Source organism: Streptomyces sp. NPDC005492, from assembly GCF_040605995.1.
In the GTDB taxonomy this organism is placed as follows: Bacteria; Actinomycetota; Actinomycetes; order Streptomycetales; family Streptomycetaceae; genus Streptomyces.
On sequence record NZ_JBEXDX010000037.1, the window covers coordinates 44451 to 56726 of the forward strand.

Sequence of the window (12276 nt, forward strand, 5' to 3'; positions counted from 1 at the left end):
AATTTTCTGGCCGCTCCTCCGGCAGTCTCGTGTGTGATCGATCACAAGCGCGATTTTCAGGCCATCTACTCTCCGTGATCATGCACCCTGTCGGAAAGCCGGGAAAATCCGGGTTTTCGGGGGTCTTGATCACGGGAAGTACACGATGAGGTGCCTTTGAAGAGCGGCATGAGGACCGTGTACGGTCCCCTTCGCCATCCAAGCCGATCACTCTTGAGGGGTCCGGTTGGGTGTCGATTGAGTAACAGACCTTGATGTGAGGCAAAATCTCCGCCTCAGGTCGGGCACAAGTCCGGCCTCTCACGCGTTACGTGCGCTGGAGACACCGCAGACACCCAGAGGGGGAGAGCGACATGGCAACGGATTACGACACCCCACGCAAGACCGACGACGACGTCGACTCGGACAGCCTTGAAGAGCTCAAGGCCCGTCGGAACGACAAGTCGACTTCCGCAGTGGACGTCGACGAATTCGAGGCCGCCGAAGGCCTCGAACTGCCCGGAGCGGACCTCTCGAACGAAGAGCTGGCCGTCCGGGTGCTGCCCAAGCAGCAGGACGAGTTCACTTGCATGAGCTGCTTCCTGGTGCACCACCGCAGCCAACTGGCCCGCGAGAAGAACGGCCAGCCGATCTGCCGCGACTGCGACTGAGGAGGGGTCGGCCGTGACTGGCTCGACCCCACCCTGGAAGCGCCGCTCCCTCCAGCCGGGAGCGGACGAAGGACCGGCCTACGGTCCTCATGGCGCGCGTGACGACGAGCGGGGCTCATCCGAACAGGGATCAGCCTCGCTCGAACCGGCGGCCGACCGGGCTGACCTCCCGGTGCCCGCCGACGTTCCCGCAGCCGCCCCCGTCGCCAAACGACGGGCGGCGGTGATCCGGGACAAGGCCAGGGAAGGCGTCCGTAAGGGCGGCAGCCGGGCCAGGGCCGGTCTGGCGTACCTCGCCGACCGGATCATCGAGATAGCCCCGCGGATCCCCGTACGGGACCTCGCGGCGCTACGGCGGCAGTTCCCGGGCCTCGGCCCCGAACAGCTCGCCGACAAACTGGTCTCGGGCGCGGCCAACGCGACCTCGACCGTCGGCGCCGGCGTCGGTGCTGCGGCGATGCTGCCAGTACCGCCCGCGATGCCCACCGAACTGGCCGCCGAGATCACCGGCGTCGCCGCGATCGAGCTGAAGCTGATCGCCGAACTCCACGAGGTCTACGGCGTCCGTCCGCCCGGCGACCTCCGACAGCGCAGCGTCGCGTACCTGAACTCCTGGTCCGGGGAGCGCGGCATCGACGTGACCAAACCGTCGACCATGAGCGCGGCCCTGAACGGCCACATGAAGCGAGAGCTGCGCCAGCAGATCATGAAACGCATGGTCCGCGACCTGCCGAACCTGATGCCCTTCATGGTCGGCGCCGCGGTCGGAGCGGTCATGAACCGCCGGGACACCAAGAAGCTCGCCGAACGCATCCGCAAGGACCTGCGCAAGGCCCAGGTCCCCTGGGACGCGCTGCCTGAACTCCCGCCCCTGGAGCCCCCGGTGGACCCGATCCGGGTGGGCGAGATCCCGAAGGAACTCGGCGGCTAGGCCTTGTCCTGGACCGCCGTCCGGGCCGCCTTCAGTGCCTCCGCCAGGCGCTCCGGCTCGCGCGTCGACAGATACAGGTACGGCGTCGGGTCGTCCGGGTCGGTGACCTTGACGCGCAGGGCCCGGGGGATGTAGGAGCGCAGCAGCAGGAAGGCGCGGGTGTCGGCCTTGTAGGTGCGCCAGGCGCGCGCCTCCTCGGCGTCCAGGACCTCCGCCTCGCCCAGGGCCGTCAGCGGGATCTTCGCCTCGCCGGCGATCAGCGAGTCGCCCACGATCCGGATGCGGAGCGAGCCGTAGGAACTGGCCATGACGGACGCGGCCGCGGTGCCGCCGACCAGGCCGCCGAGCAGCGGCAGGGTGCCGAAGGGCAGCAGGATCAGGGCGAAGGAGACACCCACCAGGAACGAGATGAACCACCACGAACGGGGTGCTGTGAGGCGCTCGTCGTAGGGGGAGGCGGAGAGCTGCATGAAGCCAAGCTTGGCACGGTGTCTGGAACCTACCGACGCGCGGGTAAGGTCTGCGGCTGTGAGTGGTACTTCCCCGGCTCTGAAGCCTCCGTCCGACGCCGTGAAACCGGTGCGGCACCCCGACGCGCCCGCGCCGGGTGAGCTGCTCGGTGCGCACTACGAACAGTGTTTCGGATGTGGCGGCGACCAGTCGCACGGGCTGCACCTGGCGGCGCGGGCCGGTGAGGGCGTGACGATCACCGCCGAGTTCACCGTGCGGGCCGCCCACCAGGGCGCCCCGGGCCTCGCGCACGGCGGAGTGCTCGCCAGCGCGCTGGACGAGACCCTGGGCTCGCTCAACTGGCTGCTGCGGACGATCGCGGTGACCGGACGCCTGGAGACCGACTTCGTGCGGCCCGTTCCCGTGGACACCGTGCTGTACCTGGAGGCCGAGGTGACGGCCGTGGCCGGCCGCAAGATCTACTCGACCGCCACCGGACGCATCGGCGCCCCCGACGGGCCCGTGGCGGTGCGCGCCGACGCGCTCTTCATCGAGGTGAAGGTCGACCACTTCATCGACAACGGCCGCCCGCAGGAGATCCGGGCCGCCATGGACGACCCGGACCAGGTCCGGCGTACCCGTGCCTTCGAGGTGAATCCGTGAGCCGTACCTCCCTGGATGTGCTGATCCGCCGCGTCGAGCCGGACGTACCGCTTCCGTCGTACGGGCATCCCGGCGACGCGGGAGCCGATCTGCGGACCACCGAGAGCCGGGAACTGAAGCCGGGGGAGCGGGCCGTACTGCCCACGGGGGTGTCTATCGCTCTTCCGGAGGGGTATGCGGCCTTCGTGCACCCTCGTTCTGGGCTCGCCGCCCGCTGCGGTGTCGCCCTCGTGAATGCCCCGGGGACGGTTGATGCCGGGTACCGTGGGGAGATCAAGGTGATCGTGGTGAATCTCGACCCGCATGAGTCGGTACGGTTCGAGCGCTTCGACCGGATTGCCCAGTTGGTCGTCCAGCAGGTCGAGAGGGTCCGCTTCCAGGAGGTCGCGGAGCTTCCCGATTCGGCGCGGGCCGAGGGGGGCTTCGGGTCCACCGGCGGTCACTCCGCCGTGGGCGGCACCACGGGTGGGAATCGATACGCTTCGGTCGTATCCGACCGGGAAGGACAGTGACGTGTTCGGACGTCGCAAGAAGGGCACTGCCGCCGAGGACGCGGCGAGCGAGGCCGAGCAGGTCGTCGACGACGTCGACACTGAGGCGGACGAAGCAGCGGTCGAGCGCGTGAGGCTCGAACCGGAGCCCCGCCCCGACGGACCCTGGGACGACTCGGAGGTCGGCGACCCCGCCGAGGGCCGGGTGGATCTGGGCGGTCTGTTCGTGCCGGGAGTCGACGGCATGGAGTTGCGGGTCGAGGTCGCGGGCGACGCGATCGTCGCCGCCACCGTGGTCCTCAAGGACAGTGCCATCCAGTTGCAGGCCTTCGCCGCCCCCAAGCGCGAGGGCATCTGGGGTGAGGTCCGCGAGGAGATCGCCAGCGGCATCACCCAGCAGGGCGGCATCGTCGACGAGGTCGAGGGGCCGCTGGGCTGGGAGCTGCGCGCGCAGGTTCCGGTGCAACTGCCGGACGGCACGGGCGGTTTCCAGGTGGTGCGGTTCGTCGGTGTGGACGGTTCGCGCTGGTTCCTGCGCGGGGTGATCTCCGGGCAGGGCGCGGTGCAGCCGCAGGCGGCCGGTCTGCTGGAGCAGATCTTCCGGGACACGGTCGTTGTGCGCGGCGAGGGCCCGATGGCGCCCCGCGACCCGATCGTCCTGAAGCTGCCGAACGACGCCCAGATGGTTCCCGAGGGCGTCCAGCAGGAGGAGGCGGGTTCCCGCTTCTCCGGCGGCATGGGCCAGTTGCAGCGCGGACCGGAGATCACCGAGGTCCGCTAGCCGGAACAGACAGCCACGAAAGGGTCGTACCCCTCCCCGGGGTGCGGCCCTTCGTCGTGCGCGCACTCTTGACGGCCCATTGGTCCGTACCTATGGTCTCGGCTCAACGCCCATGTTCATGAGGGTGCTCCTTGTTCATATACGAGAACATGGGAGAACTTACGAGAACGGAGTCACCGTGCGCCGCGCTGCCCTGCTCTCCGTCGTCACCGCCCTGGTCCTGGGCTTCTTCTTCGCCCAGCCCGGCCTCGCCGCCCAGGCGGCCCCCGCCACCTTCGTCCACCCCGGAGTGGACGTCTCCAGAAGCCAGTTGGACTTCGCCCGCACCGAGGTCCTCGCCGGCGCCCAGCCCTGGAAGGGCGCCTACGACCAGATGATGGCCAGCTCCTACGCGAGCCTGACCCGCACCCCGAAGCCCAGAGCCGTCGTCGAGTGCGGCTCGTACTCCAACCCCAACTACGGCTGCACCGACGAACGCGAGGACGCGATAGCGGCCTACACCGACGCGCTCGCCTGGTACATCACCAAGGACGCGCGCTACGCCCAGAAGGCCATCGAGATCATGGACGCCTGGTCGGCCACGATCACCAGCCACACCAACAGCAACGCGCCCCTGCAGACCGGCTGGGCCGGCTCCTCCTGGCCCAAGGCCGCCGAGATCATCAAGTACACGTACACCGGGACGTGGACCAACTCGGCCCGCTTCGCCACCATGCTGCGCACCGTCTACCTGCCCGAGATCATCAACGGCTCCAATTCCAACGGGAACTGGGAGTTGTCGATGATGGACGCCGCGATCGGCATCTCCGTCTTCCTGGAGGACAAGACGTCGTACGACAAGGCCATGGCGATCTTCCGGACCCGCACCGCGGCCTACATCTACCTCGCCTCCGACGGCAGCGTGCCGAAGACCGTGCCCAGCCAGAACCTCAACACCACCGCGAAGATCGTCAGTTACTGGCAGGGCCAGTCCACCTTCGTCACCGGACTCACCCAGGAGACCTGCCGCGACCTCACCCACACCGGGTACGGCATCTCCGCGATCTCGCACGTCGCCGAGACGAGCCGGATCCAGGGCACCGACCTGTACGGCACCGATGTGGGCGAGCGGCTGCGGCAGGCGCTCGGGTTCCAGGCCAAGTACCAACTGGGCGCGGCCGTACCGAGCTGGCTGTGCGGCGGGTCGCTGACCCTCGGCCTCGGACCGGTCACCGAGGTCGGCTACAACGCCCTGCACAACCGTCTGGGCATCGCCATGACCAACACCCAGACCCTCACCCTCAACAACCGCCCGGCGGGCAGCAACAACCTCTTCGTGGCCTGGGAGACCCTCACGCACGGCGACAACCCCAACTGAACCGAACCGTTGTCCGACCGGGCGCCCGACGGGAATACTGGCGCCCGGTCCACGGGGGACATGGGGAGGGCACAGATGAGCCAGGTCGCGACCGACACCATGGTCCGCGTCGAGAACGTCCACAAGTCCCACGGCCACGGTGTCGCCGCCGTGCACGCGCTGCGCGGGGTCTCCTTCGAGGTGCCGCGCGGGGAACTGGTCGCCCTCAAGGGGCGCTCCGGGTCCGGGAAGACCACCCTCCTCAACATCGTGGGCGGCCTGGACGTGCCGGACGGGGGCCGGGTCACCGTGGACGGGCAGGACCTCGCCGGGCTCGGCGAGACCGGGCTGCTCGAACTGCGCCGGGACCGGGTCGGGTTCGTCTTCCAGTCCTTCGGGCTGATCCCGATCCTCACCGCCGCCGAGAACGTCGGCGTACCCCTGCGGCTGCGCCGGGCCGACCCGCGCGAGCGCGAGGCACGCGTCGAGCTGCTGCTCTCCCTCGTCGGCCTCGACGACCACGCGACCCAGCGCCCCGGCGAACTCTCCGGCGGCCAGCAGCAGCGGGTCGCCCTCGCCCGCGCCCTCGCCAACAACCCCGCCCTCCTCGTCGCCGACGAACCGACCGGCCAACTCGACGCGGAGACCGGTCACGCCGTCATGGAGCTGCTGCGGGCCGTCGTACGCAGCGAGAACGTCACGGCCCTCGTCGCCACCCACGACACGACCCTGCTCGACCTGGCCGACCGGGTGCTGGAGCTGAGCGACGGGGAGATCGTCGAACGCTGAGTGCTGCGCCGGCCGGTGCGGGGTCGGTGGTGTGCGGCGGTTCGGCGTAGGCGCTGACGGTCCGCGCGGCGGACGTACGGCCCGTCGTCGAGCCCCGCCGGACGGCGGGCGCTCCGACCGGCGCATCAGGGTTGCGTCAAGGACGACCCCCTCATCCCTTACCCGTCCCATTTGTCGGACTTATTGGCCGTAAAGTCGACGCTGCGTGCACACCTGTGACGGGAAGACAATGGGGCCCATGGGACGCGGCAAGCTTCGGATCTACCTCGGTGCGGCACCGGGCGTCGGCAAGACGTACGCCATGCTGTCCGAGGCCCACCGCAGGGTGGAGCGGGGCACCGACTGCGTCGTCGCCTTCGTGGAGCACCACGGCCGGGCCCGCACCGAGGTGATGCTGCACGGCCTGGAGCAGGTCCCGCGCGTGGAGCTGGGCTACCGGGACACCGTCTTCACCGAGATGGACGTCGACGCCGTCCTGCGCCGCGCCCCCGCCGTCGCCCTGGTGGACGAACTCGCCCACACCAACATTCCGGGCTCCCGCAACACCAAGCGCTGGCAGGACATCGAGGAGCTCCTGGCCGCCGGCATCGACGTGGTGTCGACCGTCAACATCCAGCACCTGGAGTCCCTGGGGGACGTGGTCGAGTCGATCACCGGAGTACGGCAGCAGGAGACCGTGCCGGACGAGGTCGTCCGCCGCGCCGACCAGATCGAGCTGGTCGACATGTCGCCACAGGCGCTACGGCGTCGGATGGCGCACGGCAACATCTACAAGCCGGACAAGGTCGACGCGGCGCTCTCCAACTACTTCCGGCCCGGAAATCTCACCGCCCTAAGGGAGTTGGCGCTCCTGTGGGTGGCCGACCGGGTCGACGAGTACCTCCAGGAGTACCGCAGCGAACACCAGGTCTCGGCGATCTGGGGTTCACGCGAGCGGATCGTCGTAGGGCTGACGGGTGGTCCGGAAGGGCGGACGCTGATCCGGCGGGCCGCCCGGCTCGCCGAGAAGGGGGCCGGCGGAGAGGTGCTCGCCGTCTACATCTCCCGCAGCGACGGCCTGACCTCGGCCTCCCCGAAGGAACTCGCCGTCCAGCGGACCCTCGCCGAGGACCTCGGCGGAACCTTCCATCACGTCGTCGGCGACGACATCCCGGCCGCGTTGCTCGACTTCGCGCGCGGGGTGAACGCCACGCAGATCGTGCTCGGCTCCTCGCGCCGCAAGGCCTGGCAGTACGTCTTCGGACCCGGCGTCGGCGCCACGGTCGCCCGCGAGTCGGGGCCCGACCTGGACGTGCACATCGTCACCCACGAGGAGGTCGCCAAGGGGCGCGGGCTGCCCGTCTCCCGGGGCGCCCGGCTCGGGCGGGCCCGGATCGTCTCGGGATGGGTGGTCGGTGTGGCCGGGCCGGTGGGGCTGGCGCTGCTGCTGAACGCGATCCATCTCGGCCTCGCCAACGACATGCTGCTGTTCCTGTCGCTGACGGTGGCGGCGGCGCTGCTCGGCGGGCTGCTGCCGGCACTGGTCTCGGCGGCCCTCGGGTCGTTCCTGCTGAACTACTACTACACGCCCCCGCTGCACCGGATGACCATCGCCGACCCCAAGAACATCGTCGCCATCGCGATCTTCGTCGGTGTCGCGGTGTCCGTGGCCTCCGTGGTGGACCTCGCCGCCAGACGCACCCAGCAGGCCGCCAGACTGCGCGCCGAGTCGGAGATCCTGTCATTCCTCGCGGGCAGTGTGCTGCGCGGCGAGACCAGCCTTGAGGCGCTCCTGGAGCGGGTCCGGGAGACCTTCGGCATGGAGTCGGTGGCGCTGCTGGAACGCAGGAGCGACGTGGACCCCTGGACCTGCGCGGGCCGCGTGGGCGTGGGCGCGCCGCTGGAGCGGCCCGAGGACGGCGATGTGGACATGCCGGTCGGCGACCACATGGCCCTCGCGCTGACCGGCCGGGTGCTGCCCGCCTCCGACCGCCGGGTGCTGGCCGCGTTCGCCGCGCAGGCCGCCGTCGTCCTGGACCGCCGACGCCTCCGGGAGGAGGCCGACCAGGCCCGCGCGCTCGCCGAGGGCAACCGCATCCGTACGGCCCTGCTGGCCGCCGTGAGCCACGATCTGCGGACCCCGCTCGCCGGCATCAAGGCGGCCGTGTCGAGCTTGCGGTCCGACGACGTGGCCTGGTCCGAGGAGGACCAGGCCGAGCTGCTGGAGGGCATCGAGGACGGCGCCGACCGGCTCGACCACCTCGTCGGCAATCTGCTCGACATGTCCCGCCTCCAGACCGGCACGGTCACCCCGATCATCCGCGAGATAGACCTCGACGAAGTGGTGCCGATGGCGCTCGGCGGTGTCTCCGAGGGCAGCGCCGAACTGGACGTCCCGGAGACGCTGCCCATGGTGGCCGTCGACCCCGGGCTGCTGGAGCGGGCGGTGGCCAACCTCGTCGAGAACGCGGTCAAGTACAGCCCGCCGGACGGAACCGTCCTGGTGTCCGCCAGCGCCATCGCCGACCGCGTCGAGGTACGGGTCGTCGACCGCGGCCCGGGCGTCCCCGACGAGGCCAAGGACCGCATCTTCGAACCCTTCCAGCGCTACGGCGACGCCCCGCGCGGCGCCGGAGTAGGCCTCGGACTCGCCGTGGCGCGTGGCTTCGCCGAGGCCATGAACGGCACCCTGAACGCGGAGGACACGCCCGGTGGCGGCCTCACCATGGTCCTCACCCTCCGCGCGGCGACGACCGTCGTAGGAGACGGGCGTGAAGTGCGCGACGTGCAACCGGAAAGGCAGGCCTCATGACCAGGGTCCTCGTGGTCGAGGACGAGCCGCAGATCGTGCGGGCCCTCGTGATCAACCTCAAGGCGCGGAAGTACGAGGTCGACGCGGCCGCCGACGGCAAGACCGCCCTCGACCTCGCCGCCTCCCGCCACCCCGACGTGGTCGTCCTGGACCTGGGCCTGCCCGACATGGACGGCGTCGAGGTGATCCGGGGGCTGCGCGGCTGGACCCGGGTGCCGATCCTGGTGCTCTCCGCCCGGCACTCCTCGGACGAGAAGGTGGAGGCGCTGGACGCGGGCGCCGACGACTACGTCACCAAGCCCTTCGGCATGGACGAACTGCTGGCCCGGCTGCGGGCCGCCGTGCGCCGGGCCGAGCCCACCGGCGGCGGCGAGGACGACGTCCTGGTCGAGACCGAGGGGTTCACCGTCGACCTGGCGGCCAAGAAGGTCCAGCGGGACGGCAAGGACGTACGGCTGACCCCCACGGAGTGGCATCTGCTGGAGGTGCTGGTGCGCAACACCGGGCGCCTGGTCGGCCAGAAACAGCTCCTCCAGGAGGTCTGGGGGCCGTCGTACGGAACCGAGACGAACTACCTGCGCGTCTACATGGCACAGCTCCGGCGCAAGCTGGAGACGGACCCCGCGCATCCCCGGCACTTCATCACGGAGCCGGGGATGGGCTACCGGTTCGAGCGCTAGCCCTGCGGGTACGTGCTGTCAGTGGACCCCGGTACGCTTCAGATATGAGTGCTGTTCCTCGTTCCGAAAAGCCGGCGGGCCGGTTCCGGCGCATGCTCGACCGGCTCTCCACCTCGCAGGAGGACCTGGAGTCGGAGGAGCTGCGTGAGGACTCCCAGACCGAGGGCTGTGTCCGGATCGGCGACTGCCACGACCGACAGATCGTGACGGTTACTGGTACCTTGCGCACGGTCACGCTGCGCCCCCGGGCTGGAGTCCCGGCCCTGGAGGCCGAGCTGTTCGACGGCTCCGCCGCCCTGGACGTGGTGTGGCTCGGCAGGCGCTCCATCGTGGGGATAGAACCGGGGCGCAAGCTGATCGCGTCCGGCCGGGTCTCGATGAGCAGAGGCCGCCGGGTGCTCTTCAACCCGAAATACGAACTGAGACCCCTCGGACGGGAGTAGCCGGTGACGTCGCTCGACAAGCCGACCGCGGACACCGTGGACGCAGAAGACACCGAGCAGGACGTCCGGGCGGTGACCGAGGCGGCTCTCTTCGAGGCGTTCGGCGGCCTGCGCGGCATGATCGAAACGGTCCTGCCCGGCCTCCTCTTCGTCACCATCTTCACCATCAACAAGAACCTGCACTGGTCGGCGATCGCGGCCCTCGCCGTGTCGCTGGTCCTGGTCGTGGTGCGCCTGGTGACGCGTGACACCGTCAAGCACGCCTTCAGCGGTGTCTTCGGCGTCGCCTTCGGTGTCGTCTTCGCGATGATGACCGGCAACGCGAAGAACTTCTACCTCCCCGGCATGCTCTACACGCTGGGCCTCGCGCTCGCCTACATCGTCACCACCCTCGCGGGCGTCCCGCTGATCGGCCTGATCCTCGGCCCGGTCTTCAAGGAGAACCTCTCCTGGCGCACCCGCAACCCCGGCCGCAAGAAGGCCTACGCCAAGGCCAGTTGGGCCTGGGGCCTGATCCTGCTCGCCAAGTGCGCGATCCTCTTCCCGCTCTACTGGTGGGCCAACACCGCCCAACTGGGCTGGGTCCTGGTCGCGTTGAAGATCCCGCCCTTCCTCCTCGCCGTCTGGCTGACCTGGGTCTTCCTCGCGAAGGCGCCCGCGCCCATCGACGTGTTCGCGGAGATGGAGGCGGAGGAGCAGGCGGAGAAGGAGCGCAAGGCTGCCGCCGAGGCAGCGGGCGAGGGCCAGGACGTCACGTCGGGACGGCACCGTCGCGACGCATAGCGTTCGCCGCATTCGCTACGACGAGGAGGGGCGCCCCGAGCATGCGGGGCGCCCCTCCTCGTCGTAGAACGATCAGCTGCTCGCCGCGTCCTCCCGGCGCACCGACAACAGGTCCTCCAACTGCTCCTCGCGGGCCTGGGCCGCCACGAACAGCAGTTCGTCGCCCGCCTCCAGGGAGTCCTCGCGGGACGGGGTCAGCACGCGGGTGCCGCGGATGATCGTGACCAGGGAGGTGTCCTCGGGCCACTCCACGTCGCCGACCTGGGTGCCCGCTAGGGCGGACTCCTCGGGGAGGGTCAGCTCGACGAGGTTGGCGTCGCCGTGGCTGAAGCGGAGGAGGCGGACCAGGTCGCCGACGCTCACCGCCTCCTCGACCAGGGCCGACATCAGACGGGGGGTGGAGACGGCCACGTCGACGCCCCAGGACTCGTTGAAGAGCCACTCGTTCTTGGGGTTGTTGACGCGGGCGACGACGCGCGGGACGCCGTACTCCGTCTTGGCCAGAAGGGACACGACCAGGTTGACCTTGTCGTCGCCCGTCGCGGCGATCACCACGTTGCAGCGCTGGAGCGCCGCCTCGTCCAGGGACGTGATCTCGCAGGCGTCGGCCAGCAGCCACTCGGCCTGGGGGACCCGCTCGACCGAGATCGCGGTCGGGGCCTTGTCGATGAGAAGGACCTCGTGGCCGTTCTCCAGCAGCTCTCCGGCGATCGAACGACCGACCGCGCCGGCTCCGGCAATGGCGACCCTCATCAGTGACCGCCCTCCTCTTCGGGACCCTTGGCGAACGCCGCCTCGACCTTGTCGACCTCGTCCGAGCGCATCATCACGTGCACGAGGTCGCCCTCCTGCAACACGGTCTGCGAAGAGGGCAGCATCGCCTCGCCGAGACGGGTGAGGAACGCCACGCGGACGCCCGTCTCCTCCTGCAACTTGCTGATCTTGTGGCCGACCCAGGCGGCCGAGGCGTGCACCTCGGCGAGCTGCACACCGCCGGTGGGGTCCCGCCACAGCGGCTCCGCGCCCGAGGGCAGCAGCCGGCGCAGCATCTGGTCGGCGGTCCAGCGGACCGTGGCCACGGTGGGGATGCCCAGGCGCTGGTAGACCTCGGCGCGACGCGGGTCGTAGATCCGGGCCGCGACGTTCTCCACGCCGAACATCTCGCGGGCCACGCGCGCGGAGATGATGTTCGAGTTGTCACCGCTGGAGACGGCCGCGAACGCGCCCGCCTCCTCGATGCCCGCTTCGCGGAGGGTGTCCTGGTCGAATCCGACCCCGGTGACCCGGCGGCCGCCGAATCCCGGGCCCAGCCTGCGGAAGGCGGTGGGGTCCTGGTCGATCACGGCGACCGTGTGCCCCTGCTGCTCCAGGGTCTGGGCGAGAGCGGAACCCACTCTGCCGCAGCCCATGATGACGATGTGCACGACCGTCCTTCCGGTGTCCTGAAATCAATGCTCAGCCCCATCAGGGTCTCAGACCGAGGCCAAA

The 12276-nt window shown here is 69.8% G+C and carries 14 protein-coding genes; 11 read left to right on the forward strand and 3 right to left on the reverse strand.

Annotated features, from left to right (window positions below):
• Positions 1-353: 353 nt before the first annotated feature.
• Together ABZT04_RS34840 and ABZT04_RS34845 are read left to right on the forward strand one after the other, a co-directional pair.
• Positions 354-650 carry a DUF4193 domain-containing protein gene (locus ABZT04_RS34840; protein WP_005481602.1) on the forward strand — a complete coding sequence of 99 codons (297 nt, stop codon included), beginning with the start codon at positions 354-356 and terminating at the stop codon, positions 648-650.
• A gap of 13 nt (positions 651-663) precedes the next feature.
• On the forward strand, positions 664-1581 hold the full coding sequence (locus tag ABZT04_RS34845; protein ID WP_356061404.1) for a hypothetical protein: 918 nt from the start codon (positions 664-666) through the stop codon (positions 1579-1581).
• Here the strand turns inward: ABZT04_RS34845 and ABZT04_RS34850 are convergent.
• Positions 1578-2051: a DUF3093 domain-containing protein gene (locus ABZT04_RS34850; protein ID WP_356061406.1), complete on the reverse strand. Its 474-nt coding sequence runs from the start codon at positions 2049-2051 to the stop codon at positions 1578-1580. The genes ABZT04_RS34845 and ABZT04_RS34850 overlap by 4 nt on opposite strands.
• A 58-nt stretch (positions 2052-2109) precedes the next feature.
• On the opposite strand from ABZT04_RS34850, the gene ABZT04_RS34855 reads away from it, so the two are divergent.
• From ABZT04_RS34855 to ABZT04_RS34895, 9 genes are all read left to right on the forward strand, one after another.
• The gene (locus ABZT04_RS34855) at positions 2110-2694 is read left to right on the forward strand and encodes a PaaI family thioesterase (RefSeq protein WP_356061408.1); all 585 of its coding nucleotides are present in this window, start codon (positions 2110-2112) and stop codon (positions 2692-2694) included.
• On the forward strand, positions 2691-3206 hold the full coding sequence (dut, locus tag ABZT04_RS34860) for a dUTP diphosphatase (protein ID WP_356061410.1): 516 nt from the start codon (positions 2691-2693) through the stop codon (positions 3204-3206). The genes ABZT04_RS34855 and dut overlap by 4 nt, the downstream gene beginning before the upstream one ends.
• A gap of 1 nt (position 3207) precedes the next feature.
• A complete protein-coding gene (locus ABZT04_RS34865) occupies positions 3208-3966 on the forward strand; it encodes a DUF3710 domain-containing protein (RefSeq protein WP_356061412.1) in 759 nt (252 codons plus the stop codon).
• Between the two features lie 178 nt (positions 3967-4144).
• Entirely contained in the window at positions 4145-5323 is a 1179-nt protein-coding gene (locus tag ABZT04_RS34870; protein ID WP_356061414.1) for an alginate lyase family protein, read from the forward strand.
• Positions 5324-5398: 75 nt separating this feature from the next.
• Positions 5399-6091: an ABC transporter ATP-binding protein gene (locus ABZT04_RS34875; RefSeq protein ID WP_356061416.1), complete on the forward strand. Its 693-nt coding sequence runs from the start codon at positions 5399-5401 to the stop codon at positions 6089-6091.
• A gap of 238 nt (positions 6092-6329) precedes the next feature.
• Positions 6330-8882, forward strand: a complete 2553-nt coding sequence (locus ABZT04_RS34880) for a sensor histidine kinase KdpD (RefSeq protein ID WP_356061418.1) — start codon at positions 6330-6332, stop codon at positions 8880-8882.
• The gene (locus ABZT04_RS34885; RefSeq protein ID WP_356061420.1) at positions 8879-9562 is read left to right on the forward strand and encodes a response regulator; all 684 of its coding nucleotides are present in this window, start codon (positions 8879-8881) and stop codon (positions 9560-9562) included. Before ABZT04_RS34880 ends, ABZT04_RS34885 begins: the two co-directional genes overlap by 4 nt.
• 44 nt (positions 9563-9606) lie before the next feature.
• Positions 9607-10005 (forward strand): OB-fold nucleic acid binding domain-containing protein, encoded by a 399-nt coding sequence (locus ABZT04_RS34890; RefSeq protein WP_356061422.1) that lies wholly within the window; start codon positions 9607-9609, stop codon positions 10003-10005.
• A gap of 3 nt (positions 10006-10008) precedes the next feature.
• The gene (locus ABZT04_RS34895; RefSeq protein ID WP_356061424.1) at positions 10009-10788 is read left to right on the forward strand and encodes a DUF3159 domain-containing protein; all 780 of its coding nucleotides are present in this window, start codon (positions 10009-10011) and stop codon (positions 10786-10788) included.
• 72 nt (positions 10789-10860) lie between these two features.
• Here ABZT04_RS34895 and ABZT04_RS34900 read toward each other — a convergent pair whose 3' ends face one another.
• Positions 10861-11541, reverse strand: coding sequence for a TrkA family potassium uptake protein (locus ABZT04_RS34900; RefSeq protein WP_355902136.1), 681 nt, complete (start codon positions 11539-11541; stop codon positions 10861-10863).
• Positions 11541-12212 carry a TrkA family potassium uptake protein gene (locus tag ABZT04_RS34905; protein ID WP_356061426.1) on the reverse strand — a complete coding sequence of 224 codons (672 nt, stop codon included), beginning with the start codon at positions 12210-12212 and terminating at the stop codon, positions 11541-11543. Before ABZT04_RS34905 ends, ABZT04_RS34900 begins: the two co-directional genes overlap by 1 nt.
• Between the last annotated feature and the right edge of the window lie 64 nt (positions 12213-12276).